The organism is Vibrio sp. 2096 (assembly GCF_033339595.1).
In the GTDB taxonomy this organism is placed as follows: domain Bacteria; phylum Pseudomonadota; class Gammaproteobacteria; order Enterobacterales; family Vibrionaceae; genus Vibrio; species Vibrio alginolyticus.
Window position 1 is genome coordinate 132,898 of the sequence record NZ_JAWOUX010000007.1, and the last position, 25,851, is coordinate 158,748.

The following is a 25,851-nucleotide window of genomic DNA, read 5'->3' on the forward strand; positions in this document are numbered from 1 at the left end:
ATGAAGCTAGACAGTACCAATGAACAAACTCAGTTAAATTCGATGCTTTATCACGACAACAGTGCATTGGCTAACATCAAGCATAGTCGTGATCAAGAAGGCGCACTTGAAGTCGTCGCAGGTCAATTTGAGGCAATGTTCCTACAAATGGTGTTACGCCAAATGCGTAGCAGTAGTGACGCTCTTGCTGATAAAGACAGCCCGTTTGCCAGTCAGCAACAAGGGGTATTCCGTGATATGTATGACGGTCAGCTGGCGATGGAACTAGCAAAGAAACAGAGCTCAGGCATTGCCAATATGCTCATCCAGCAGCTGAGCCCGTCTATGCGCGAGGTTGCTTTCGATGCTGCGCGCAACATCTCATCCGCTAACGATGGTAAAGGTTCGAATTCTGAATCTATCTCACAAGTAGATTCTAAAGAGGTGGAGAAGAATTCAAGCCTATTTAATACCGCTTCTCAAGCCGTCGCCTCTGTTAAACAGGTATTCGGTGAGGCCGGTATGACTACCGCGTTTTCTCAGCCGTTGATCAGAAAAATGGAGCTGTAAATGAACCTAGTTAATATTGCCCTTTCAGGTTTAGGCGCGAACCGTGTGGCCCTAGACGTAACCGCGCAAAACGTGGCAAACGTGAATACCGTGGGTTACAGTCGTCAACAAGCGTTGATGGCGTCTGTCGATGATGGTAAAGCCAATCGCTTAAGTCCAGGTTTAGGGGTAGAAGTCACTAGCATTCGCCGCGTTACTGATCAATTTCTGATTAAGCAAACGTGGTCGACTAACAGTATGGCGGCATACGCATCTGGATACACCAGTAACATGAGTCAGCTGGAGAATACGCTTGGTGCCGATGGTTTCAGTATATCGGCTGGCTTGGACTCGCTAAACGCTGCGCTTAACGATGCGACCGTTAAGCCGGAATCCATACCTTACCGCCAGCAGATCATTAACGAATCTGAAGCTTTGGCCCGCCGTTTTAATACGCTTACCGAATCTTTATACAATCAACATAAAGACATGAGCGACCAACGTAATGCAGCGCTTAACCACGCGAATAGCCTTATGGAAAATATCGCGAAGGTGAACAAGCAACTGGTAGAGATGCAAGGTACAGGTGGTAACCCATCACAGTTAATGGATGAACGAGATAGGTTAATCGGTGAGTTATCTCAAACCATTGAAATCAAAACAACACAGCAGCATGACGGCAGTGTTCAGGTCACACTAACCTCTGGTCAACCGCTTGTGATGGGTACGGACCATGGCAAACTGGAAGCCATTCCTGACCCGAGTGATCCTTACTTGGCGGACTTACACGTCACGTTCTCGAATCAAAGTTTTGCGATTGGTGACTCGCTTGGTGGCAAATTAGGTGCGATTAATGACTATCAAACCGAAGTGTTGAAACCAAACCAATTGGCTCTGAATGACATGGCGAAAGCTCTCGCGGATGAATACAACGCCGTGCTTGCGACTGGCAAAGACTTAAATGGCAACCCAGGTAAACCTTTGTTCAGCTATGACCCAGCAAACCCTGCAGCCAGTTTGGATATTACCAAGCTAACTCCAGATGAGCTTGCGTTCTCAAGTGATGGAACACCTGGTAACGCAGATGCGTTGCAATCATTGATCGAGTTAAGCAACAAGCCAGTGGCGGTATCAGGTTACGGCTCAGTAAGCTTGAACGATGCCTTTAGTTCAATGGTGGGTCAAACCGCAATTAAAGCACGCCAAGCTAATGCTGATTATCAAGCGAAGTTAGCCATGAACAAGCAAGCGCACGCAGCTCGCGATAATGTTAGTTCCGTAAACAGCGATGAAGAAGCGGCTAACCTAATGATGTTTGCTAATGCGCACAATGCCAACATGAAAGTGATCAGCACAGCAAATCAACTGCTCGATTCTATTCTGCAGTTATTCTAAGAGGAAAGTTTAGATGCGAATTAGTGACAATCAATTTAGTCAAATGATGTTGCACAGCTTGCAGAGCAATAGCGCGGGACTAGGCGAAGCTCTGCAACAGATGTCTACTGGCAAGCGCTTAACCAAGCTGTCTGATGATCCAATGGCTTCGATCAAGTTGCTTAACTTAGACCGAGAAACCAGTGCGATTGCTCAGTACAAAAACAACATTGAAAACGTAAAAACGACGCTATCGAGTCAAGAAACCCATTTAGATTCGATCAAAGAAAGCTTAAAAAGCATGCGAGACATCGCGCTTTGGGGTGCGAACGGCTCTCTTACTGACGAAAGTCGTGGCGGTATGATTACAGAGCTTAAGAGTTACCGTGACTCTATTGAGTCGTCTTTTAACGCGCAGGATGAAGAAGGGCACTACCTTTTCTCTGGTACTAAAACGGATACTGCGGCTGTAAGTAAAGCGAGCGGCAGCTACGTAATTGAAGGTAATAGTGACAAGCGCGTAGTAACAATTGCTAAAGGTGTCACGATGGATTCCAATATGACTGCAAAAGAAATATTGGACCTTGGGGGAGGCCATAACGTGCTTAACCAAATTGATGCGCTGATCAAAGAGTTTGAGAGCCCTACCGCCAACTTCAGAGCTGAAGTTGAGGCGAGTATCAGCGCTATCGACGATACTTTTTCAAACGTACTAGGGACCATGACTGAGATTGGTGGTCGACACAACAACTTAGATCTTGTTGGTGGCGCGCACAGTGAAAACAAGCTGTTCGTTGACAAAGTATCTGGAGACCTCTCTGCTCTGGACTATGGTGAAGCGTCGGTACGATTGAGTAATTACATGGCCGCTTTGCAAGCAACGCAAGCAAGCTATGTGAAGATCGATGGTTTGTCGCTGTTTGACCGTTTATAAGGTTAGGAAGTTCTTTTTATGGTAATGAGTACAGTAGAGGTTAGACCCCATAGCATACGCTTAGGTGGACAAGAACAAGCCTCTATCATGCCGACCCGTTCTGCAGACTCAAGTACGGCAATTAAACCGCGCCCGGCGCAAATTCAGGCTGACACTGCGTCAGCCTACTCTGTATCTGGTATTCAGCTTACGCAGGGTCAGCAGCAAGCCACGGCGGTTCAGATCGCGTCCAAATCGCTGCAGGTGATTGGCAAAGAGCTCACGCAAATTAAACGTGGTTTGACGCAAGCTATTAATCAAGGCGTACAAAATGTTCCTGGTTTGCAGGATACATTGGTTCGTTCTAAAGCCACCATCCAAAAAGTCGTTGAGCAAGCACGTTTCGATGGCCAGAAAGTCCTAAATAACGAACTGCACTTAAAACTGGATAAAGCGGACATTCGTCGCTTTTCTATTCCAGGTTTGAATGTTCATCGCTTAAGCGACAAGGCCGAGCAAATCCGTTTGGATTTTCCTCAAGGTCAAGCGGTGATGATTCAGTTTGATGGACAATCAGACGGTGAGCGAACGGTCAAAATGCTGGATCGCAGCTTGATTGCGTTAGGAATGCGAGCCTCATTAGCCGATGATGGCAGCATTTTATTTGAAGCCAGAGACAACGCTTATCAACAAATGCAGCAAAAGGTGATGGTAACGGGGGAAGGGCACCGATTCCCTGCGGGACAGCCTAACGTTTTGAACTTAAAGTCTGAGCCAGATGGTATTGCGGAGCTCGGGTTTGATCTAGGCTCACGCGACGGCATCAAGCAGACGATTGCCAAAGTAAATCAGCATCTGAAACAAGTTCAAACGAGCTTGCAAGAAGCGAAAGCTTTTCATGGTGAACTGAATACTCAAATGCGTTCTATCCAAACCAAAACCGCACAGCTTTCAGTCAATGAGGTGAATGTAAAACTGGATGGATTCATGCAAAAGTCTGGCGAGTTTACTTCGACTTTTCAGGCATTGAATGCGCAAGCAAACGTGCGTCGTCATACTGTGGTCGCTTTACTGAAGTAACGAACACTCCAATGATTCCCGGCTTTACACTGTTATCGTCCCCCAATAACGAAAACAGCGCACTGTCGGGAATCTCTCTTTGACTCGTCTAGGGCTCGAGTGCTTTTGCCACCGAACGATTCAATTTCTGGAATAGCCATCCAAGTGCTATCAAAGACGCACCTAAGCCTAAGAAGCTTATCGCTCGCCAGAACCCATCCAGAGAGCTCACATCCCATAAGAATACTTTCAGTGCGACACAGGCAAGGACCACTAGACCGACACGCTGCATCATCAGCCCCTGTTGGGTCACGCCGCGCCAAGTAAGCAATCCACCTACGAGCAAGCCAGCCACTGAATAACTGAACAACTCTGCCATGCTGGTTGGCTGATACAGCATCATCGATGTGGTTTGCCAGAATTGACGGATAGACATCCCCAACCAAATGGCTGCAAGTAAAAAGCCTAGACTAGCAATCGCAAATCGATGAACTTGCAACGTATTCCAGCGCTTAAACGTTGCGATAAGCAGGATGCAAGCTGGTAACAGCCAGCCGATACTCAGCATGTTAAAGATGGGAAGTGCTTGTGCCGAGACGTTATCAGTCACCAACGGCGATTCTGCCGTATTAAGCAAAATAATCAATATAGCGAACGCGCACCAAAGCAAGTAACTATAGATTTCGTAGATACGGCTTAAGCGTTGCGCAAATTGGCTGCGGTAGCTGTATACCAAACCCATAACTAATGCTTGATTGGCAAAGACTGCCGCACTTGTGAAGTCGATGTGCCCCAAGTAACCATATTGCCCCGTTAACCAGTAGTTAGTTTGGGTGAACAATGCCATTAAGAATACATGTAAAAACGCCCCTTCAAACCAGTTGGTCAGTTCTCGGTCCACTTGTTTTAGTGTTGAACGAGCATAAGACAAGATGAAGAGAGAAGGCATATAACTCACAAGAACCCAAGCCCAATGCCCAGCTTCTACCGGTTGCCATTCGGGTATGAAAGGTAGCAGCGTGAGTCGGATAACCAGTATTCCCATTGCCACTTTAATCGCCCAACTCGCAGGTCGAAATAACCCGACTTGAGCCTGTAAGGCCATTATCGCAACTTGTATTGAGATTGCTGTTGTTAACCAAGTATCGCTCAACCAAACAAAAGCGATACCTACGATTAAAGCATGCATAACGGCAGAGCATTCTAATGCCAACGAACGTGCACGCTGACCAAGCACAACATAGTAAGTGGCCATCAATGCGCAGAAGGTAGTCCAATACCACAGGTAGCCTTGCATAAATTCGTCAACATAAAGCAACGTAATTAAGCTCATCGCGGGAGCCAGTACCAGCAGAAGCAGCCCACTGAGTTGCGAACGGTCACTAAGTGATTGGCAATATGTTCGATAGCCGATCAGTGCAATACTCACCGCCAATGCGAATAGAATGCTAGCTTCTCGCTCTAACATATACAGCGCATCAAAAGCGATGGTAAGAACAATCAGCGCGGTTGCTGAGACGAAAATAGATGGCAAAAATACACGTAATGACCAGCCTGTACGAAGTGCTGGTAGCCAGATGATCGCAACAAGCAGCGTATAACAGTACGCCATTTGTAGAGTGTTCAGCTCCGGCATTCTGGTGACGGCAGAAAAGGTCAATAAAGCAGTTGCGAGAGCGGTAGCGGTCGGCGAGTTTGTCCACTTGCTTTGATAGTGACGAAAGCGAGGATTGAGCATCCAACCCATTCTCGGAACCGCGAAAATGAGATACAAAGTGCTAGAGAGATAAATCGCGAGCCACGAGAACAACCGTTCTGTTGGTACACTCTCAATCAACAGCAACATCCAAATGACATGTGGAATCGCGATACTTGGCGTAATCCATGCCCTACGCACTTTTTGCATCAATAAGGTCGCCGCGAACGAAATTGCGCAGATGTATCCGGCTAACAAAAAGTAGTTGGGTTCACTACCTCCAATCCACAGTGGTGCTGTGTAGCCACCAATTAAGCCAAGCACGGCCATTAACGGCCCTTGTCGCAATGATAATGCTAAACTGAAAAATGCCGCTGAAGCCAAGATGATCAACGAGATACTCGGCGTTAGCATTTGATAAACCACAAAGGCAAAAATGACGGTGCAGTAAACGCCTGTTAATCCCGTACCGGTAACAGCAGCAGGAACATACGTAAAGCCTTGGGCTCGTGCTGCCCGCTGCGGATTCTGTTGTTCTTTACGGTGAAACCACTCGCCAACAAGCACCATAAGTAATGAGATCACAAAGGCAAAGGACACTCGCATAAATGGCGAAAACTGGATGTGACTACCAATCACCTGTACGAGATAACCTCCACCGATCAGCATGGCCAATGCGCCTACCCAAACCAACCAATTTTCTTGGATGTTGCTAAGCAGGCTCTGAACTTTACTCTGAAGGAATGACTCATTTTCTTGACTAAAAACATCCAGTTGCACTTCTCTTGTCTGGGCGTACCCTTGATTCGCAGCGCTCTGGTCCAAGTCTAGGTTGGTAGCTGGATCATGTTCCCCAGAGGATGAGACATTTTTCTGTGGTGATTCTATGTGAGGTGACGTCGCTACAGATGGTGTGTCTTTTTCGATGCTGGATTGTTGGTGCGCTTGTTGGTTTGAGCCCCCATGGACACTGGCTCGTAGTGATGTGACTTCCTCACGAAGTTTGGTTAGTTCTTTTTCTAAAAGTGCAGATCGGTTGGCGGCTTTCACTCCGATGAGGATGGCGAGACACGCCATGAACAGTGCTAGTATTACGTACAATCCATTTCTCCTTGCGTACGTCGCGTGACCCACGATTCTTAACTTTGAGCACTTACGCTAAAGCTTAGTTCATGCTCTATGCCTTAGCACTCATATAGTGCTAGGTTCCGCGCTTTCTTTAGAAATCATTCTACATAATGAAACTCAATGCGTAATGATGAATTCGACAAAGTCGCACACTTGTGTGCCACTTTAAGACCTGATGAACAAAAATGAGTCGTTAAGTCATTGGGGGTCAACTATATTCATAGTTCTGATGCGATCGCCAAATGACTTCAAACATGTGCGTTTCGTAGCGATGTCATCGAAGGTCAGTCGTTTGATTTGCACGTTCGGTTGTTTCTATTTGACCGTAAGGCTGAATGTATTCGGGTATAGCGCATTCACGCGAAAAAAGACAAAAACAGGTAATTATTGATGCAAGTGGGTAATGAAGCGCTGGTGCTGTCAGCGGTTGGGGTTATTGGTTTAGGTTGCCAATGGTTAGCTTGGCGATTGCGTTTGCCAGCGATTTTATTTTTGTTGTTGGCAGGGCTGATCGTCGGACCATTTATGCAGTGGTTAAATCCTGATGAGATATTAGGTAACTTGCTCTTTCCGTTGGTCTCTTTGGCGGTGGCAGTGATTTTATTTGAAGGCAGTTTGACCTTAAATTTTAAAGAAATTCGTGGCGTGAGTGGTTCGGTATGGAGCATTGTTTCCATCGGGGCGATCATTTCGTGGGCAGCGACCAGTATCGCAACACACTATTTCCTCGGCTTTACTTGGGAGCTTGCCATGTTGTTCGGCAGCTTAACCGTAGTAACAGGGCCGACGGTCATCGTGCCACTCCTACGAACCGTAAGACCTAACAGTACGCTTGCTAACATTTTGCGCTGGGAAGGGATTTTGATTGACCCGCTCGGTGCGCTTTTTGTTGTGATGGTTTACGAGTTTATCGTATCTCACAGCGCGATAAATAGCGTCGAAGTGTTTGGGACGATCATTGCTGTCGGCGTCATGCTAGGTGCGGCCTCAGGCTATGCAGTTGCGACGATCATGCGTCGCTCTTGGCTACCGGAATATTTGCAGCCATTTGCGGTTTTGATGGTGGTTCTAGGTGTATTTTCGGTCTCTAACCACATTGAGTCTGAAGCTGGGTTACTAACTGTCACCGTAATGGGTATGTGGCTCGCAAACGCTAAAGACATCAATATTCAGCAAATTCTGCACTTTAAAGAGCATTTAACCATTTTACTGATCACCGGATTGTTCATCTTCCTTGCGGCTCGAATCAGTTTGGATGATTTTGCTGCGCTAGGTAGCGGTGCGTTATTGTTGTTTGTGTTTATGCAGTTAGTGTCGCGTCCGTTATCGATTTTTCTTTCAACCTTCCGCAGCAACTTGCGTCTTAAAGATAAGCTGTTTTTGTCTTGGGTTGCACCGCGCGGTATTGTTGCTGCTTCGATTTCGTCTCTTTTCGCGATCAAATTGACCGAATACGGCATTGATGAAGCGATTTTACTGGTCCCTATGACCTTCATGGTGATTATAGGAACGGTCGTGTTACAAAGTGCGACGGCACGTCCTGTAGCGCTGACGTTGGGCGTCGCAGAGCCAGCACCACGCGGCTTCTTGTTGATTGGTGCTAACCGAGTAGCAAGAGAAATAGGGCAGGCGTTGTCGCGTTATGACCGCCGCGTATTAATGACTGACTCAAACTGGGAGTACATCAGTCAGGTTCGTATGTTGGGATTGGATTACTATTACGGCAACCCTATTTCTAGTCACGCGGACGACAACTTGAACTTGATAGGAATAGGTCAAGTGGTTGCATTAACGCCCGATCAGCATTTCAACATTATGGCTTGCATGCAATTCGTCGACGAGTTTGGAGAAGATAAAGTTCACTGCTTACAAAAAGTGAAAACCAACGTCAATGGCAGCGAGAAGCACTCCGTGGCTCAGGAGTACCATGGTAAATTGCTGATGGGCGGCAATGTAAGCTATACCCAGCTAGCCAGTATGTTAAGTCGTGGTGCAGAGGTTAAACACACGAAATTGAGCGATAACTTCACGTATCAAGATTATTTAGCGCATCACAAAGGTAGTTCAGTTGTACCGCTGTTCCATGTAGAAGAAAAAGGAAAAATTCAATTCTGTGATGATCCAGAGCAGTTTGAACCAACGACGACAAGCACTGTTGTGTCGCTAATTCTGTCGGACAGCGTAAAGTAAACTACAGAGCAATGTGATCCATTTGCATCATGGGTATCGTACGCTGATTATCTCAATTTGAAGAGAAACTTGCCGGCTTGTTGAAAACGGAAAGCGAGTTTCTTTTCTTATAATGTCAGGGGCAGTCGAGATTCATTACTCGTTTCGGAAAAGTAATCCGGCAAATTCACAAAATTCGCATTGACGTTACTGATAAGGATCGCAATACTGCGCGACTGTTTTACTTTAGGGTGACATTATGGCTCCGCAAACTAACCGAAAAGATTTACACCTAGATGCTGTTTTACATCATGATATGAGCATGAAGCATAAAACGGCGGGTTTTGAGTCTGTCGAGTTCGAACACTGTGCGCTGCCAGAATGTGACTTTCACGCGATCGATTTATCGACAGAGTTTCTTGGTCATCAATTAGCGCTACCATTTTTGATTAGCTCGATGACTGGCGGAGCAAAAGACGCAGAAACGATCAATTGTCGTTTGGCTGAAGCCGCAAGTGAATTAGGTATTGCCATGGGTGTGGGCTCGCAACGGATTAGCTTAGAAGAAAGTCAGCATTCGGGCTTGGGTAAAACCATTCGTGAGTTGGCGAAAGAAGTACCGTTGTATTCCAATCTTGGAGCCGCTCAATTGCTCGATAAAGGTAAACTCGATAATGCGCAACGTGCGGTTGAGGCGATTCAAGCCGATGCCTTGTTTGTGCACGTTAATCCAATGCAGGAAGCGTTTCAGAAAAATGGCGACCACAATTGGGTTGGTGTTTTCCAGGCAATTGAGATGCTTAAATCTCGCGTGAAGGTTCCTATCATTATCAAAGAAGTCGGTTTTGGTATTAGCGGACACGTTGCGCAGCGATTAATTGATGCTGGTGTGGATGCAATTGACGTTGCGGGCGCGGGTGGCACAAGCTGGAGTGCGGTTGAAGGGTATTGCCAAGATAATCCGAAAATGCAGCGTGCAGCCGAGCTTTTCCGCGATTGGGGTGTCCCTACAGCAACATGTTTGGCTCAAATCCGCGCACTGCATCCTACATTACCCTTGATCGCCTCGGGAGGTGTTCATAACGGACTTGAAGCGGCGAAAGCCATTCATTTGGGTGCTAATCTCATTGGGCAAGCTGGTGCGGTATTAAAAGCTGCGACGATCAGCACGCAGTCTGTCGTCGATCACTTTGAACAAATGGCATTAGAGCTGCGTTTAGCGTGCTTTGGTACTGGCTCTTTTAAGGTTGGTGAGCTAACAAAAGCGCGCTGCCTATAGCTTTTAGAATGGCGCGCTTTACACAGAGTCGCTCAATAATTTTTCGGTGTCTTAACACGTAGACTGATAATTTCGTTATAGTTGATACAAAAGTCACTTCAGCTAGTGACGCCTTTATTCAGACACTTGAATGGGCATGTGTTGAAGAGATTGAGTTTAATTTTACTATTGTTTGCAACTGGAACCTTAAATTTATGAAAAAACTAGTCATGCTGATGTTGGCGGCTTCTGCTTTGACCGCTTGTAGTGATGAAGTGGGCACTGAAGGCTGGTGTAACGACATGCGCGATAAGCCAAAAACAGAATGGACAGCAGACAACGCGGTAGACTTTGCAAAGCATTGTGTTCTGCAAGATGGTGTCGGCAGCGAGCAATGGTGTGAAAACCTGAAAGATAAGCCGAAAGGTGACTGGACTGCAAACGAAGCGACCAGCTTTACTAAACACTGCATTTTTTAAGCACAGCGGAAAGCGCCTTTTCTGAGGCGACATTCTGTGAGGTAAACACCAAGCGTTATTGCTTGGTGTTTTTGTATCTAAAATAGCTCGATTTTTCACGTGTCGAGCGCACTTCCCTCTGAATGGAATGTTTTACATTTTCGTTTCATTTTTGAAAACCTGTATTGCCTGTCTTTAATTTTTCGTATTGCAGTGGCATGGTGTCGAGATAGCCATCTAATTCAATTAGATTCATAACAAAAAGGAATTCAAATGGAAGTACTAAAAGGCTCATGTCTGTGCGGCAAGGTAAAGTTGGAAGTGGCAGATGAATTTAAGTACATGGGAAATTGCCATTGCTCTGAATGCCGCAAGTTCACAGGTTCTGACTATTCATCTGCCGGTGGTATTGCGTTGGATAAACTGCTTATTATCCAAGGGAAAGAAGATATTCAAACTTATCAGAAAAGCGAAAATACCATGCTATGCTTTTGTCGCCACTGCGGATCAAGTCTGTATTCGAAAAAGAACAATGGGATCGTCAATATTCGCCTTGGTATCTTGGATGACACACCTTCTCACAAGCCTGATTTCCATATTTTTGTCGCGTCGAAAGCGCCGTGGCTCGAGATATCGGATAACCTGACTCAATTTGATGCAGGGCCAAAATAGAGTTGTTGTAGATAAGTATTTAGAAACAGAGCGCGTTACAATACGCTTGCGACGCGCTCTGTGCTTTTACTTTGTATATTAGAACGGAGACGACTATTTGGCGTCTTGTAGTTCTTCAAAGCCACCTGCATTGTGCAGATTCGTAAAGCCTTGCGATTGTAAGTATTGATACGCTTTGCCAGAGCGGTTACCACTGCGACAGTACAACACGATAGCTTGATCTTTATCGACGTCTTGAAAATGTTTATCAAGTTCAGATAAAGGGAAGTTGACGGCATTATCCAAATGCCCTTCAGAAAACTCTTGCGGCGTACGCACATCGACAATCATCGCGCCCTTGTCAATCAATTGCCACCCTTGTTCAGCGCGTTCAGAAGCCGACACGTTGGGGGAGAGGAAGCTCACGCACAACGTTGCAAGAAATAGAGATACGGCCTTTTTCATTGTTTGATTATCCTTTTTAAGAGTACGTAACCACTCTAGATTTGATTGAGCATATTTTCCATCATAAAGAGATGCTAAGTGGTTGTGAATGCGATAATTCGATAGAAAATTTTATTTAATTTAATAAAAAATTTTTATCAAATTCACCTCTTGAACTCTCATTTTTCGACCTTATTATTTTCATCGAAAGCGAGCTGTCGACTCGCAAATCCATCTTGATGTTTATTTTGTCTTTTATTTTTGGTTCCAAGTAGGAGGCACTTAAAAATGAAAATTCGTCCTTTAAATGACAAGCTAATTGTTGAAAGACAAGAGGTGGAAAATAAATCTGAAGGGGGAATCGTTTTAACTTCTCAATCGGTGAAAAAATCAAACCGCGGGAAAGTCATTGCTGTTGGTTTAGGTAAACGTCTTGAAAATGGCGAACGCGCTGCGATGGAAGTCAAAGTGGGCGACCAAATCATTTTCAATGACGGTTACGGCGTGAAAACCGAGAAAATTGACGGCGCAGAATACTTAATTCTGTCCGAATCTGATGTGTTAGCAATCGTTGAGTAATTATTTTTGTAGTAGTTTTTTGAGGAGATAACCATGGCTGCAAAAGACGTATTATTTGCTAATGACGCACGTCAAAAAATGCTGAAAGGTGTGAACTTACTGGCGGACGCAGTAAAAGTGACACTAGGCCCGAAAGGCCGCAACGTTGTGCTTGATAAATCTTACGGCGCGCCAACCATCACCAAAGATGGCGTGTCTGTAGCGAAAGAAATCGAACTGAAAGATAAGTTCGAAAACATGGGCGCACAAATGGTGAAACAAGTGGCGTCCAAAGCGAATGATGAAGCGGGGGACGGTACAACGACCGCTACCGTACTGGCGCAATCTTTCATCAATGAAGGTCTTAAAGCGGTAGCCTCTGGCATGAACCCAATGGACCTAAAACGTGGTATCGACAAGGCCACTGAAGCGGCGGTTGAGAAACTACGTGAAATGTCTAAGCCATGCAGCGACAAAGAATCTATCACCCAAGTGGGTAGCATTTCTGCAAACAGCGATCGCGCGATCGGTGAAATCATTGCAGAAGCGATGGAGAAAGTGGGTCGCAATGGCGTGATTACGGTTGAAGAAGGCCAAGGTCTAAACAACGAATTGTCTGTGGTTGAAGGTATGCAATTTGACCGCGGTTACTTGTCGCCATACTTCATCACTAACCAAGAAAATGGCAGCGTCGAGCTAGACAACCCTTACATCCTATTGGTGGACAAAAAAGTCAGCAGCATCCGCGAGCTATTGCCTGTACTAGAAGAAGTGGCGAAATCTTCTCGCTCGCTATTGATCATTGCTGAAGACATCGAAGGTGAAGCGCTAGCGACATTGGTTGTGAACAACATGCGCGGCATCGTGCGTGCGACCGCGGTGAAAGCGCCTGGCTTTGGTGACAACCGTAAAGCGATGATGGAAGACATTGCGGTACTAACTGCTGGTACGGTCATCTCTGAAGAAATCGGCCTAGAGCTCGAAAAAGCAACGTTAGAGCAACTAGGTAGTGCGAAGAAAGTGACCATCACCAAAGACACAACAACCATTGTGGGTGGCGCAGCAGAAGCAAGCGCGATTGCTGATCGTGTGGCTTCGATTGAAAAACAAATCGAAACAACCACCTCTCAATACGATAAAGACAAGCTTCAACAACGTGTTGCGAAGCTTTCTGGCGGCGTAGCGGTGATCAAGATCGGCGCTGCAACCGAAGTTGAGATGAAAGAGAAGAAAGATCGCGTGGACGATGCGCTACACGCTACTCGCGCAGCGGTTGAAGAAGGTATTGTTGCTGGTGGTGGTGTTGCCCTAACTAAGATCGCGAAAGAATTGGCGGATCTAAAAGGCGACAATGATGACCAAAACGTGGGTATCCGAGTTGCGCTACGTGCAATGGAAGAGCCTCTTCGTCAAATCGCAACTAACGCAGGTGACGAAGCTTCTGTTGTGGCGAACGCTGTTAAAGCGGGTGATGCCGATTACGGTTACAACGCTGCAACAGGTGAATACGGCAACATGATCGAAATGGGCATCTTGGACCCTGCGAAAGTAACACGCTCAGCGCTTCAATTCGCTGCGTCTGTTGCTGGCTTGATGATCACCACTGAAGCGATGATCACCAACCACGTTGAAGACAAAGAACTTGATATCTAACGTCATTAATCGTTAGTGATTAAGTAAGCGTTAAAACAACAATAACATTGCAAAACCTAAGCGGGCTCGCTTGAGCCCGCTAATCAGTCATTTGAGGTAAGTGTTATGACCCGTTTACCTGCGTTTTCTTTCTCAATATCTGAGCCGGGCGGTAATGAAGCTTCGTCAACGTGGCCGACTGCTATTCACTTCCCCCTCGTTCCAGCTGGGCCAGAGTTTTCGATCGAAAATGCTCTGCCTAAACGTCCGACAGTGACGATATTCACTATCGATCTGTCTCAGTTATTTAAAGGGGACGCTCGGGTCATCCATTAACTGTATCGAAACAGCCAGCGTACGTTGGCTGTCTTTTTCTAATTTAAAGTATTGATAGTGTAGATTTTTATTTGATTACTGCCACTTGTTCAATGATCAATTTGAATTGGGGTAATCGGACCGCAAGCGTACTACACCTTTAAGCCCAGCATCGCGCCGAAAATGATCAATCCCGCCCCACATGCTTGATTGAGTCGATGCTTAATCTTCAACAAGAAAGCTTGTAGCTGGGATGACGTGAATAAAACAGCAACGATAGAAAACCAAATACCATGCAGCGCAATCATATAAATCCCGTAAAAAAAGGCGATGTGTTGCTGACTAGAGTCGGGAGAAATCACTTGGCTAAAAATACTCAGAAAAAACAGCATCGTCTTGGGATTGAGTAAATTACACAGAAATCCCTGCATGAAAAATCGCCACATTGAATACTCGCTCTGTTGAATGGTTTCTGAGTTTGACGCAGGCTGCGAGGAGAATATTCCTTTAATCCCAAGGTAGACAAGATAAGCGGCCCCAAGATAGCGCACGAGATTAAACAACCATTCATTTTGTGAAATTAAGTAACTGATCCCCAGCATGGAGTAAGCGATGTGGATGCTGATCGCCATGCTGATACCAATCGCACTGTATACGCCTGCTTTTCGTCCTTGATTTAAGCTATTTCTTAATACCAAAACAAAGTCTGCGCCAGGGCTAATGACAATAAGCACACCTAATAACGCAAGAGTTACAAATTCCATATCGATTTCCTGTTTGAATGATGAAGTCTGGGATGTAGCGAAATTGTAGGCGTCTTTATTACTGACTATAATCGAAAAACATTCCCATATTGGTGAGAAAAACTCACAGGTGCGTCACCTGAAATCTTTTTATGTCTTCCACGTTGCGGCGAGTTCTTCAAGCTACACTGAAGCGGCTGACAAACTGAACATTACCCACGGAGCCGTGAGTAAGCAGATCAAGCAACTTGAGCAATATCTGTCTCAACCTTTGTTCTTCAAAGAGGGCAGGAAAGTCGTGTTGACGGCAGAAGGCGAATTACTCAAGACATACACAGAAACGGCATTCCAAACGCTAGAAACAGGCGTGAATACGCTTATTCAAGAGAAGCATCAGCATCTTGAAGTGTCTTGTGAACCGACATTAACCATGCGCTGGTTGATGCCAAGGTTGGCCGCGTTTAATGATGAACACCGTGCTGATGTTCGTTTGTCGACGGCTGGTGGCCCGGTAACATTAGGATCAACTGGGCTTTCGATGGCGATTCGTCGAGACGATTTTGCGCAGCATCACGATTACGACAAAACCATTCTTGTGGAAGAGTGGGTGGGGCCGGTATTTTCTCCTGAGTATTGGCAATCCATTAAAGACAATTTGAAAGCAGCTCGATTGTTGAATAGCCAAACCAGACCGAATGCTTGGGCGGATTGGCAGCAATCAACACGTTGTGAAACTTTCAACGGCAACACTCAGCAATCATTCGCGCATTTTTATTTTTGCATACAAGCCGCAGTGGATGGCTTAGGCGTCGCAATGGGATCGTATCCTTTTGTCATGGACGATATTAAGCGTGGTAATTTGGTCGCACCATTTGGGTTTTCTCCATCAAGTTGCAATTACGTTTTATTGAGTCAAGATAAAAAGCGTACAGAACTCGAACATAAATTTATCACGTGGTTACAAACGCAAATGGCAGAGTGTGTGCCACTGTCATCACAGCAGATCACGCAAGGCGAATAGAAGGCATAGAGCGAGATTACGTCAGTCAGTTTTATGGAAAAAGGCTTAGGAAATTGGAAATGGAAAACCTCAATATTGTTGAAATCAAATCATTTGTTCCGGCGAAAGATTACGCGCTATCAAAACGCTTTTATGAGGCGATTGGCTTTGAAATGGCGTCGGACTTCGGTGATGTAGCATACTTCTCTCAAGGTAGCTGCGCGTTTCTTTTACAGAATTTTTATGAGCCAGAACACGGCAATAACTTCATGATGCACTTGCTCGTAGAAGACGCAGAAAGTTGGCATCAGCACTTATCCAAAGTGGGTCATGAGGAATTTGGTTCGCGTTTGACAGAGCTAGTCGAGCAACCTTGGGGCATGCGCGAATGTTGTTTGTTTGACCCTAGTGGCGTTTTATGGCGAATTGGCCAGAACATGAATACTGACTAAAGCCAGTCTTATTTTCACCGCATCTACGCGCAGGTATTGAGATCTCGATATCTGCGCGTTTTCTTTTTTACTTAGCCTTGCCAACGTTTGTAGCGCACTCACGCCTTTTTCGAGGTGGTGTGCGATGGGCTAACGCCAAAAAACTCCTCAAGCAGCATGGCTTTGAGTTCCGCTCTGACTTCTGCGCCACCGATTAACGCCAAAAGTGCGAGTCCTCCTGGAATAAGGATGACCATTAATATCGGTCTTAAAATATACGAAAAGCAGAAGATGGTCGGGAAGAAAATCAATCCTTGGCCTAGTTTGTTTAATACGTACATGAGCGATTCCTTTTGTTTTTATATAAAATGAGCATGCTCAATTTTATAAATGAGCGCGCTCAATTTGTCAATCTCAACCACGCAAGGTATGATCCTTTCAGGCTCATTAAGCAGACACATCAATGACGAAGCGACAACAAACCAGAGATAAAATTCTAAAAGCCGCATGGGCATCTTTTGCTCAAAATGGCTATGACATGACGACCACAAGGCAGATAGCGAGAGAAGCAGGAGTAGCCGATGGTACAGTGTTTAGCCATTTCCCGACTAAACTGTCGATTTTGCGCGAAGGGATGCTGGCGCAACTGCAACAGATCAGCCAAGAAACGCTAGTCAGTGTGGAAGGTAAAACCGATATCGACATTGGTTTGGCACTGACGGAGAAATACTATCGCTACTATTTTGCGAACGTTGAGCTGAGCCGAGCTTTGTTGAAAGAAGTGATTTGGGATTTGGATTATTATCAGTCGTTTAACCAAGCTTTGTTTCAATCTGTAAACGGAAGCTCCGTCCTTGAGGGAAAAATACCGCTGATTTTTGACTGCTATTTTATGACGTTAATCTCGCACTTGAGCCGTGCAGAACCGGATGTTGAAGCGGCACTTGAAGAGCTTCATGCTAAGTTTCAGCAAATCATTGCGACTGCATAACATGGCCCCAACGCAGGATCTGAAAGAATATACTGCCTGTCATTTTATTTGCTGGGCTCCCATTTTCTCGTTTCAGTTGGCGTCTCACCAAATAGCCGCTTGTAGCTTTGACTGAACTGCCCGAGATGGAAAAAACCAAAGTCAAAAGCGATTTCTGCAATTGTTCGATTATCTTCAGGGCTTTGTAGCACTCTACGTACTTGATTCAGGCGCATTCGATGTATGAACTGCTTTGGGGAAGTATTACAGCAATGTTCAAAGGTGTACTGTAGTGTGCGACGACTGACGTGTACTGCGTCACACAGTTCACTGACGGTTATCGGTGTACGGTAGTCTAGATCCTGTAGCTGTTGTTTTATACGGTGCATCACGTGTTGACGATGAGAGATTGATATCGGATGGCTCGTGTGCAGTGAACTGAGTGAGAACAACTCCAGCACAATATCTTTTAAGATTGCTTGATGTGTGGTTTCAGACCATCTTGGCTCGGCGGAACCAAGTAACGTGCCTAAGTAGTATTTAAGTTGTTGAATGTGTTTTTCCGTCAAACCCGTTAAGTGTAATGTGTTGTTTTGGATACTCCCAAGCTCAAGTTGATTTTCTATGATGTGAACGAAGTTTTTGTCGAGCACTATTCCATAGATAGAAAACTGCTCCGGTGTCATTAACTCAAAATCAGCGCCACCTTGCCTAAGCAAAAGTTGGCTTGAATTAAACTGACTGTGATTTAGGTGTAGCGGCTTATTTTCCGCACTCAAACCCAACCAAATACCTCCCTCTTCAACCCTGCATTGCTGTCTTAGCGAGCGGTTACTGTCTTCACGAAACACATGGAAATTGGGAAATCGTCGTTCTCGAATTTGACCTAAAAATCGACCATCGCTGAGTTGGTCATATTCCTGTTGCCAGTTTATCAGACTCGCAGCTTGTTGGTTTGCATCCTTAGTGTGATGGATGCACAGCATTGGTGCAGTTTGGGGCATTTGGTTACTCATCCTTGTGATGCTCATTCCTTTTTTGTGAGTCATGTTGGAGCAGTATTTACATAACTCATTGTTTATTATTGGTTTATAAATGTTGCCAGTTTTTGATAACGCTACGGAACACATTTGGCAATACTTTCTTAAAGCTTATTGATAGTTCAGCAAAAAGCGAACCAAATAGTGAAGAGGAAGAGCAATGACGGCAACTTATCGTCGGCAACAAGGCAGTAAAGTCTATACCTTTAAGTCATTGGCTGACTTGATGGCGAAAGCGACACCGGAGCGCTCAGGCGATGCGTTAGCCGGGGTTTGTGCTCAGTCAGCGGCAGAACGTGTAGTCGCACAAATGGCGCTATCTGAGTTACCACTTAAAACGTTTCTTAACGAGGCGGTTATTCCATACGAAAGCGACGATATCACTCGCCTAATTATCGATACGCATGACCTTGAAGCTTTTAAACCGATTGAGCACTTGACGGTCGGAGATTTTCGAAATTGGCTGCTGAGTGAAGAAGCCGATGGTGAAACGTTGGCTAAAATTCGTCAAGGTTTAACACCAGAAATGGTGGCCGCAGTCAGTAAGATTATGCGCAACCAGGATTTGATTCTCGTTGCTAAAAAATGCCAAGTTGTCACGGCTTTTCGGAATACGATTGGTTTGCCGAGTCGCCTGTCTACTCGCTTACAGCCGAATCATCCCACTGATTCTCTCAACGGTATCGCAGCGACCATTTTTGATGGTCTGATGTACGGAAATGGCGATGCGGTTATCGGTATCAATCCGGCAACAGATAATGTACCTCAAGCTATTAAGTTAATGAACTTAATGGATGAGGTGATTCAACACTATCAAATACCGACTCAGTCTTGTGTGTTAACTCATGTCACGAACACGATCGAAGCCATTGAAATGGGTGCACCAGTCGATCTCGTTTTTCAGTCGATAGGCGGCACGCAAGGGACGAATGATACCTTCGGAATCGACTTGTCGATTTTGAAAGAGGCCCATGAAGCCGCGTTGTCTTTGAATCGAGGTAGTGTAGGAAACAATGTGATGTATTTTGAAACCGGACAAGGTACAGCGCTGTCTGCGAATGCATTTCATGGGGTCGATCAACAGACTTGTGAAGCCCGCGCTTATGCTGTCGCGAAACAGTTCGATCCTTTGTTGGTTAATACTGTCGTTGGGTTTATTGGCCCTGAGTATCTGTTTGATGGCAAACAGATCATTCGTGCTGGGCTTGAAGATCATTTCTGTGGGAAGTTGCTTGGTTTACCTATGGGTTGCGATATCTGTTACACCAATCATGCCTATGCCGATCAGAATGACATGGATAACTTGCTGACACTATTAGGTGTGGCCGAGTGCTCTTTCATCATGGGTATTCCAGGGTCTGATGACATCATGCTCAACTATCAAACTACCTCATTTCACGATGCCCTTTACGCAAGAAAAGTACTCGGTTTGAAGCCAGCACCAGAGTTTGAACAATGGTTAATGGAGATGCAGATTTTCGAGAGCGTGCAAGACGTTCGGTTAAGTGAGCAAATCTCTCGCTCGTTTTCGGGAGCAATTAACCAACTGAATAAGGGGTATTCTCATGGGTAAAGTAATCACCATTGCTCAGTCCCCACAAGATGAGTCTGAAGTTGTCACACACAACCCGTGGGGCAAGTTACGCGACTTCACCTCTGCTCGGATCGCTCTGGGTCGTAGCGGGAACAGTGTACCAACCAACGAGTTACTCTCATTTCAGCTGGATCACGCCCAAGCTATGGATGCAGTGCATTGCAGTTTGAATATTGAGTCTCTCGTTGCTGGTTTGTCGGACTCTTACTCGATTCTTGAAAATACCTTAGAGCCTCCAGTGGTAGTGAGCAGCCAAGTGAGTGATCGGCTTATGTACCTGCAAAGGCCCGATTTAGGAAGGCAACTCGATGAATCTTCTTGGCAAACGCTCAACTCGATAGCAAATGAGCATAACACTGACATTGATCTTGCGATTGTTATTGCTGATGGACTTTCTTCCGTCGCAATTCAAAACCATGCCGTGCCTGTTGTTACTCGATTGATTTCTCTTTTAAGCGCTGATGATGAACATCAATGGAAATTCGCACCTATCACAATCGTAAAGCAAGGAAGAGTAGCGGTAGGGGATGATGTTGGTGAATGTTTTAACGCCAAGGCCGTGCTGGTTTTAATTGGAGAGAGGCCCGGCCTAACTTCTCCGGATAGCATGGGTATGTATCTCACTTGGGGGGCTAAACGAGGCTCTAAAGATTCCCAAAGAAACTGCATTTCCAATGTGCGCCCTCAGGGGCTCAACTATGACGATGCCTGTGAACGCGCATTTTACTTGCTCAAGGAGGCTCGAAAATTACAACTGTCAGGAGTGAATCTGAAAGATCGCTCCGATATCAATGAGCCAAGTGGCGCAAGCGTTGAAGATAAACACAGCGACAACTTTTTAATTTCATCAAAGTAGAAGGATTTACTATGTCTAAACATCAGGAGTACTTGGCCAAAAGGCAGCTAAAAAGAGGCACCGCAGGTTGGATTTTACTTGCTGGCTTAGGTGTCTCGTATGTTATATCTGGTGACTTCGCCGGTTGGAACTTTGGCATCGCTCAAGCAGGATGGGGAGGCTTTCTTATTGCTGCTATCGCGATGGCAGTAATGTATTTCACGCTAGTATTGTCTTTAGCTGAAATGTCTGCGGCTATTCCTGCTGCGGGTGGTGGTTACAGCTTCGCAAGACAGGCGATGGGGCCGACAGGTGGCTTTTTCACTGGCTTATCAGTTTTGATTGAATATGCGCTAGCGCCTGCTGCGATAGTGATTTTTATTGGCTCAGCAGTGAATGAATTGGTTGGTATCGATGGCCCTGTTGTTTACGCACTTTTCTACGCCGTCTTTATCGCTATTCATATGGCAGGTGTTGGCGAAGCTCTCAAAGTAATGATGGTCATCAGTGGTTTGGCTGTGCTAGCTATTCTCATTACTGCTGCTGTGCTTATTGGTCACTTTGACGTTAATAACTTATTCGATATTGCTCCGGCGACGGCTCAGGCAACAGAAATCTTGCCGTTTGGGTGGTATGGCGTATGGGCTGCGTTGCCATTTGCAATGTGGTTGTTTCTTGCGGTTGAAGGTGTGCCTTTAGCGGCAGAGGAGGCAAAAAATCCGGCAAAAGATGTTCCCAAAGGCATCATTGGTGCGATGCTGTTTTTATTGCTAACCGCAACTCTCGTAGTTGTCCTTTTGGCTGGTGCGGTTGGCTCAAAGGTCATAGGCGATAGCGCGGTGCCATTAGTTGACGCCCTAAAGCTTACGGGCAATTCAACGGTAGCAATGGCCGTGAACTTACTCGGGTTAGCTGGTCTTATCGCTTCTTTCTTTTCTATCATTTATGGTTACAGCCGCTTGGTGTTTGCGCTTTCCCGCGCGGGTTATTTACCGCAAACTTTGTCATTAACCAGTGACAAAAAAGTGCCTTCTCGTGCGCTGTTGGTTCCGGGCGTTTTTGGGTTCTTGGTTTCACTTACGGGTGAGGGGGACTTAATCTTGGCGATGGCTGTTGTCGGTGCGACTGTATCGTACGCATTAATGTCCTTGAGCCATATTTTATTGCGAATTAAACAGCCTGAATTAACTCGTCCATATAAAACGCCTGGTGGGATAATTACGTCGAGTATTTCTCTGGTGCTTTCTTTGATCGCAATGACAGGTGTTTATGCTTTTGATCCCTCGGCCTTTTTCATGACAATGGGATTGTTTCTTATCGGTGGTGTTTATTATGGGTTATACAGCCGCAACAAATTGGTGGCAGCAACCGCCGAGGAAGAGTTTGCCATGCTGTCTGTAGCAGAGCTAGAGCTTGAATCAGATGTCGTACGATAGTCACTCTGATTCTTGTTATTCAGCATATTAAGGGAGCCATAGGCTCCCTTTGTCATTTCTATCAAAAGTGCATAGCGCACAAATGCATCACTTTAACTTTATAAGTGGTTAATCATGTGAAAGTCTAGTCTGGATAACGATGGCGCAGATCCATCACAGGTAAAGGTTAAGTTTTCAAGGAAAGGTCATGATAAATAAGGTATTTAATACACTTTTGGGAACAGAGTTACCGATTATTCAAGCGCCAATGGCCGGTGTGCAAGACAGCCAAATGACCATAGCCGTCAGTAATGTTGGCGGGCTTGGCTCGTTACCTTGTGGAATGCTGAACAAAGACGCCATCGTAAAAGAACTTCAACTTATCAAGCAGGCAACTAACCGACCGTTTAACCTCAATTTCTTTTGCCATGAAATGCCGGAGTATGACGCCAACAAGCACGAAAAGTGGCAAAAAACGCTGCAACCGTATTTTTCCGAGGTTGATGCAACCGTTCAGGCTCAGCCAAACGCTCCGACAAGGATGCCTTTCAATCATGATATTGCTGACGCGATTGAACCATTTGCACCGCCAGTGATCAGTTTCCACTTTGGTTTGCCAGACGATGATCTGTTAGCTCGAATTAGAGGGTGGGGAGGGAAGATCCTTTCGTCAGCGACCACGGTGGACGAAGCACTTTGGCTAGAAGCAAAAGGCGTTGACGGTATTATCGCCCAAGGCTTGGAGGCTGGTGGACACCGAGGTATGTTTTTATCGGATGATTTAACTACTCAATTAAGTTTGATGGCGTTATTACCACAAATCGCCAAACGGGTGAATTTGCCTGTTATTGCTGCAGGCGGAATCGCTGATAGAAGTGGGGTGGAAGCCGCGTTGAGATTAGGAGCGAGTGCCGTTCAAGTTGGCAGCGCCTATTTGTTGTGTGATGAGGCGAAAACATCGTCTTTACATCGATATGCCATTGCCAGTGAACGCGCGCAACATACCGCTGTGACCAATGTTTTCTCGGGCCGACCAGCGAGAGGCATTGTGAATCGCGCGATGTCGGAGCTAGGCTACATCAGTGAGTTTGCGCCGAAATTCCCATACGCCTCCATTGAAATGGCTCAACTAAGAGCGCTTATGGAAAAGCAAAACCGAGATGAATTCACACCGTTGTGGTGCGGACAAAACTCGTCGGGTTGTAAGGAAATATCGGCGGCAGAAATGACATTGTCATTAGTGGACGGCATCGATTTAAACTGATATGCATCTTGCCTTTTAAAGCGATGCTGACTGAATGGTTACGAGTTATCCCTGTATTTATGTAGTAAATCTAATGGGATGTGGCAGTAATCATTCGGAAAGTTTGTGAGTCTGTCTTGGTGCTCATCATCACTTGGCACATAATTTGTGAGTGGCAGTACTTCTACGGCGATCTTGTCGGCGTCCGGTCGTACTGCGATAAACGCTTTCGCCATGGTGAGATGCTGTTCGTTTTGGCTATAAACACCAGTACGGTACTTCTCACCTACGTCTTCACCTTGCTTGTTAACGCTGTAAGGGTCGATTATCTCAAACAAATACCCCATTAAAGTTTCAACCGAAACTTGCTCAGGGTCGAACTGGGTTTTCACGCACTCTGCGTAGCCATCGTATTCGGATTGAGTGTTATCCGTTGTGCCATTTGCTCGCCCGGCTTCTGTGTTGATTACGCCCGGAAGGTGGCGCATAAATTCTTGCACGCCCCAAAGGCAACCGCCTGCGAAGTAAATTTCTTCCATTACTTTTATCCTAGTCTTTACCGTTGTTGGGATGTAGGGAGTTAACCCCTCTTCTTCCATCCCATTTTCGTTGCCCTATTATCTGTTGATGGGAGCGATATTCGCAAGGTACAGCTTGGCTAATCAGACCACGCGTTTTTTCCTTTTTACTTTCAAGTTCTTTTCATATGAAACATCAGGTGAGTATACTGTAAGCTCATCAATAAGGAGCGAACCTGTGAACCCAAGACAAAATGAAATTCTGCAATTAGTGAACGACCGTAAACGCGTTCAAGTCACGGAGCTTTCTGACATCATTGGCGTGTCGGGCGTGACCATCAGACAGGATTTGAACTTTCTGGAGCAACAGGGCTACCTAAAGCGCGTTCACGGCGCAGCTACCGCGTTGCAAAGTGATGACATTGATGCCCGCCTGGAAGTACGTTTCGATATTAAACAATCGCTCGCAAACCAAGCTGCGGATTTGGTCGCACCGAATGAGACAGTGCTGATTGAAGGAGGCAGTGCCAATGCGTTGTTGGCTCGGACATTGGCTGAGCGCGGCGATGTGACCATCATTACGCCATCGGCGTATATCGCCCATCTCATCCGTAACACTTCTGCCAACATTATCTTGCTTGGTGGCGTGTATCAGCACCAAGGCGAGAGCTTGGTCGGACCGCTGACTAAGTTGTGTATTGAGAACATTCATTTCAGCACGGCCTTCTTGGGTATTGACGGCTTCCATCAAGACACTGGCTTTACTAGCCGCGACATGATGCGCGCTGAGATCGCAGAAACCATCATTGCGAAAAAAAGGCGCAATATTGTTCTAACGGATTCTAGTAAATTTGGGCAAATTTATCCCTCATCAATTGGTAAGACTGACGAAATATCAGTGCTGCTGACTGACAAAGCCGCTCCGAAAAGCGACCTTGAACAAATCAAAAAGCGAGGTGTGGAAGTTATATTAGGCTGATTAAGCCACGCTTCGTTTTCGCTTCGCGAGCATTGCTGTTGGGGAGAAACCGGTGACTAGCATAGTGCCGCTAAGCACTAGAATTGTTCCTATGATGGTGTTAGAGCCGACGGGCTCATCTAGCACCAAGTAGCCCCATAAGATACCAAAAACAGGAACAAGAAAAGTGACAGTCAGTGCTGACGCTGGGCCGATATCAGAAACTAAGCGGAAATAGAGCAAATAAGCGAACCCTGTGCATACAACGCCGAGCGTGACAACAGAGCTCCATTCGAAATGACTTGGTTCTGCACGCATTGGTAAGAATGGTAGCAGCGGCAGTACCCAAATAACCGCCGCCCACATGCTGCCGTGAGCATTGTCAAAAGCAGGCACTTGTGGCGCATTTTTAGTGTAGTTGGTAGCAATGCCATAGCTGAAAGAAGCCATCAAACTGGCGGCAATAGGGAGCATGGCTTCTTCACCTATGGTTGAAGTATCTAAGCCGACCAAGACTGCAACGCCTCCAATGCCTATTAGCATACCGAGAACAGATTTCGCTGTGAGTGGGCTGCGGTACCAAACAAAGCCAACTAGTGCTCCCCATATTGGGGCGGTTGAGTTCAATATTGCTAAAGTTGATGCATTCAGTGTCTGGGCTGCGTACGCAAAGAGTAAAAATGGAACTGCGCTATTGAATAAGCCAATAATAAAGAAGTGTTTAGTATGCGCAGTTAACGTGAGTTTCTTCTTCAAATATACGGCGATCAATAACAAAGCGACGGCGGCAAATGTAACTCGAAATTCGATTAAGTAAGCCGGCCCGAATGTGTTGGCGGCGACTCGCATAAACAGAAACGAGCCACCCCAAATAGCAGCGAGGCAGAGTAAGCGAAAAAAACTGACGGCAGTCATTTGACA

Annotated in this window: 26 protein-coding genes; 19 read left to right on the forward strand and 7 right to left on the reverse strand. The window is 45.8% G+C overall.

The genetic code is table 11. From position 1 onward, the window contains the following. The 4 genes from R7Q41_RS14895 to R7Q41_RS14910 are packed head-to-tail and all read left to right on the forward strand — an operon-like array spanning position 1 to position 3,895. Entirely contained in the window at positions 1-549 is a 549-nt protein-coding gene (locus R7Q41_RS14895; RefSeq protein WP_005384422.1) for a rod-binding protein, read from the forward strand. Beyond that, positions 550-1,923: a flagellar hook-associated protein FlgK gene (gene flgK, locus R7Q41_RS14900; RefSeq protein ID WP_005374000.1), complete on the forward strand. Its 1,374-nt coding sequence runs from the start codon at positions 550-552 to the stop codon at positions 1,921-1,923. A gap of 13 nt (positions 1,924-1,936) precedes the next feature. After that, positions 1,937-2,836 carry a flagellar hook-associated protein FlgL gene (flgL, locus tag R7Q41_RS14905; RefSeq protein WP_005373998.1) on the forward strand — a complete coding sequence of 300 codons (900 nt, stop codon included), beginning with the start codon at positions 1,937-1,939 and terminating at the stop codon, positions 2,834-2,836. Positions 2,837-2,854: 18 nt separating this feature from the next. After that, positions 2,855-3,895 (forward strand): flagellin, encoded by a 1,041-nt coding sequence (locus R7Q41_RS14910; protein WP_171344263.1) that lies wholly within the window; start codon positions 2,855-2,857, stop codon positions 3,893-3,895. 88 nt (positions 3,896-3,983) lie between these two features. Here R7Q41_RS14910 and R7Q41_RS14915 read toward each other — a convergent pair whose 3' ends face one another. Beyond that, a complete protein-coding gene (locus R7Q41_RS14915; RefSeq protein WP_411978719.1) occupies positions 3,984-6,647 on the reverse strand; it encodes a DUF2339 domain-containing protein in 2,664 nt (887 codons plus the stop codon). Between the two features lie 441 nt (positions 6,648-7,088). Between R7Q41_RS14915 and R7Q41_RS14920 the strand changes: the two genes are divergently transcribed. The 4 genes from R7Q41_RS14920 to R7Q41_RS14935 all read left to right on the forward strand — a co-directional run bounded on the left by R7Q41_RS14920 (position 7,089) and on the right by R7Q41_RS14935 (position 11,255). Next, positions 7,089-8,888 (forward strand): cation:proton antiporter, encoded by a 1,800-nt coding sequence (locus R7Q41_RS14920; RefSeq protein ID WP_170890218.1) that lies wholly within the window; start codon positions 7,089-7,091, stop codon positions 8,886-8,888. A 238-nt stretch (positions 8,889-9,126) separates the two neighbouring features. Then, the gene (fni, locus tag R7Q41_RS14925; RefSeq protein ID WP_005388695.1) at positions 9,127-10,146 is read left to right on the forward strand and encodes a type 2 isopentenyl-diphosphate Delta-isomerase; all 1,020 of its coding nucleotides are present in this window, start codon (positions 9,127-9,129) and stop codon (positions 10,144-10,146) included. Positions 10,147-10,340: 194 nt separating this feature from the next. After that, complete coding sequence (locus R7Q41_RS14930; protein ID WP_005373992.1) at positions 10,341-10,604, forward strand: DUF3012 domain-containing protein; 264 nt, start codon at positions 10,341-10,343, stop codon at positions 10,602-10,604. Between the two features lie 252 nt (positions 10,605-10,856). Further along, entirely contained in the window at positions 10,857-11,255 is a 399-nt protein-coding gene (locus tag R7Q41_RS14935; RefSeq protein ID WP_005388696.1) for a GFA family protein, read from the forward strand. Between the two features lie 93 nt (positions 11,256-11,348). Here R7Q41_RS14935 and R7Q41_RS14940 read toward each other — a convergent pair whose 3' ends face one another. After that, positions 11,349-11,699 (reverse strand): rhodanese-like domain-containing protein, encoded by a 351-nt coding sequence (locus R7Q41_RS14940; protein WP_167415747.1) that lies wholly within the window; start codon positions 11,697-11,699, stop codon positions 11,349-11,351. 267 nt (positions 11,700-11,966) lie between these two features. Here R7Q41_RS14940 and R7Q41_RS14945 point away from each other — a divergent pair, with 267 nt between their 5' ends. The 3 genes from R7Q41_RS14945 (at position 11,967) to R7Q41_RS14955 (ending at position 14,204) form a co-directional block, all read left to right on the forward strand. Beyond that, positions 11,967-12,257: a co-chaperone GroES gene (locus tag R7Q41_RS14945; RefSeq protein ID WP_005373989.1), complete on the forward strand. Its 291-nt coding sequence runs from the start codon at positions 11,967-11,969 to the stop codon at positions 12,255-12,257. 33 nt (positions 12,258-12,290) lie between these two features. Beyond that, on the forward strand, positions 12,291-13,889 hold the full coding sequence (gene groL / locus R7Q41_RS14950) for a chaperonin GroEL (protein WP_005388702.1): 1,599 nt from the start codon (positions 12,291-12,293) through the stop codon (positions 13,887-13,889). A gap of 105 nt (positions 13,890-13,994) precedes the next feature. Next, positions 13,995-14,204, forward strand: coding sequence for a hypothetical protein (locus R7Q41_RS14955; RefSeq protein WP_005373984.1), 210 nt, complete (start codon positions 13,995-13,997; stop codon positions 14,202-14,204). A 131-nt stretch (positions 14,205-14,335) separates the two neighbouring features. Here R7Q41_RS14955 and R7Q41_RS14960 read toward each other — a convergent pair whose 3' ends face one another. Further along, the gene (locus R7Q41_RS14960) at positions 14,336-14,947 is read right to left on the reverse strand and encodes a LysE family translocator (protein ID WP_033906294.1); all 612 of its coding nucleotides are present in this window, start codon (positions 14,945-14,947) and stop codon (positions 14,336-14,338) included. Positions 14,948-15,056: 109 nt separating this feature from the next. Here R7Q41_RS14960 and R7Q41_RS14965 point away from each other — a divergent pair, with 109 nt between their 5' ends. Both R7Q41_RS14965 and R7Q41_RS14970 read left to right on the forward strand, forming a co-directional pair. Then, complete coding sequence (locus R7Q41_RS14965) at positions 15,057-15,947, forward strand: LysR family transcriptional regulator (protein ID WP_005388706.1); 891 nt, start codon at positions 15,057-15,059, stop codon at positions 15,945-15,947. Between the two features lie 59 nt (positions 15,948-16,006). Next, positions 16,007-16,378 (forward strand): VOC family protein, encoded by a 372-nt coding sequence (locus R7Q41_RS14970; protein WP_005373979.1) that lies wholly within the window; start codon positions 16,007-16,009, stop codon positions 16,376-16,378. A gap of 98 nt (positions 16,379-16,476) precedes the next feature. Here the strand turns inward: R7Q41_RS14970 and R7Q41_RS14975 are convergent, their stop codons facing one another. Next, positions 16,477-16,698 carry a hypothetical protein gene (locus tag R7Q41_RS14975; RefSeq protein ID WP_017635120.1) on the reverse strand — a complete coding sequence of 74 codons (222 nt, stop codon included), beginning with the start codon at positions 16,696-16,698 and terminating at the stop codon, positions 16,477-16,479. Between the two features lie 122 nt (positions 16,699-16,820). Here R7Q41_RS14975 and R7Q41_RS14980 point away from each other — a divergent pair, with 122 nt between their 5' ends. Then, on the forward strand, positions 16,821-17,348 hold the full coding sequence (locus tag R7Q41_RS14980) for a TetR/AcrR family transcriptional regulator (RefSeq protein WP_005373975.1): 528 nt from the start codon (positions 16,821-16,823) through the stop codon (positions 17,346-17,348). Between the two features lie 44 nt (positions 17,349-17,392). On the opposite strand, the gene R7Q41_RS14985 is transcribed toward R7Q41_RS14980, so the two are convergent. Beyond that, the gene (locus R7Q41_RS14985; RefSeq protein WP_005373973.1) at positions 17,393-18,343 is read right to left on the reverse strand and encodes a helix-turn-helix domain-containing protein; all 951 of its coding nucleotides are present in this window, start codon (positions 18,341-18,343) and stop codon (positions 17,393-17,395) included. A gap of 184 nt (positions 18,344-18,527) precedes the next feature. Here R7Q41_RS14985 and R7Q41_RS14990 point away from each other — a divergent pair, with 184 nt between their 5' ends. The 4 genes from R7Q41_RS14990 (at position 18,528) to R7Q41_RS15005 (ending at position 23,475) form a co-directional block, all read left to right on the forward strand. Continuing rightward, positions 18,528-19,940: an ethanolamine ammonia-lyase subunit EutB gene (locus tag R7Q41_RS14990; RefSeq protein ID WP_005388715.1), complete on the forward strand. Its 1,413-nt coding sequence runs from the start codon at positions 18,528-18,530 to the stop codon at positions 19,938-19,940. Further along, positions 19,933-20,817, forward strand: a complete 885-nt coding sequence (eutC, locus tag R7Q41_RS14995; protein WP_213895808.1) for an ethanolamine ammonia-lyase subunit EutC — start codon at positions 19,933-19,935, stop codon at positions 20,815-20,817. Before R7Q41_RS14990 ends, eutC begins: the two co-directional genes overlap by 8 nt. Before the next feature lie 11 nt (positions 20,818-20,828). Continuing rightward, entirely contained in the window at positions 20,829-22,232 is a 1,404-nt protein-coding gene (eat, locus tag R7Q41_RS15000; RefSeq protein ID WP_005373969.1) for an ethanolamine permease, read from the forward strand. Positions 22,233-22,419: 187 nt separating this feature from the next. Next, positions 22,420-23,475 carry an NAD(P)H-dependent flavin oxidoreductase gene (locus R7Q41_RS15005; RefSeq protein ID WP_017819782.1) on the forward strand — a complete coding sequence of 352 codons (1,056 nt, stop codon included), beginning with the start codon at positions 22,420-22,422 and terminating at the stop codon, positions 23,473-23,475. A 38-nt stretch (positions 23,476-23,513) separates the two neighbouring features. On the opposite strand, the gene R7Q41_RS15010 is transcribed toward R7Q41_RS15005, so the two are convergent. Next, complete coding sequence (locus R7Q41_RS15010) at positions 23,514-23,993, reverse strand: peptide-methionine (S)-S-oxide reductase (RefSeq protein ID WP_005373965.1); 480 nt, start codon at positions 23,991-23,993, stop codon at positions 23,514-23,516. 217 nt (positions 23,994-24,210) lie between these two features. Here R7Q41_RS15010 and R7Q41_RS15015 point away from each other — a divergent pair, with 217 nt between their 5' ends. Continuing rightward, complete coding sequence (locus R7Q41_RS15015) at positions 24,211-24,951, forward strand: DNA-binding transcriptional regulator YciT (protein ID WP_017635127.1); 741 nt, start codon at positions 24,211-24,213, stop codon at positions 24,949-24,951. Here R7Q41_RS15015 and R7Q41_RS15020 read toward each other — a convergent pair whose 3' ends face one another. Next, the gene (locus tag R7Q41_RS15020; RefSeq protein ID WP_005373960.1) at positions 24,952-25,845 is read right to left on the reverse strand and encodes a DMT family transporter; all 894 of its coding nucleotides are present in this window, start codon (positions 25,843-25,845) and stop codon (positions 24,952-24,954) included. Positions 25,846-25,851 lie beyond the last annotated feature (6 nt).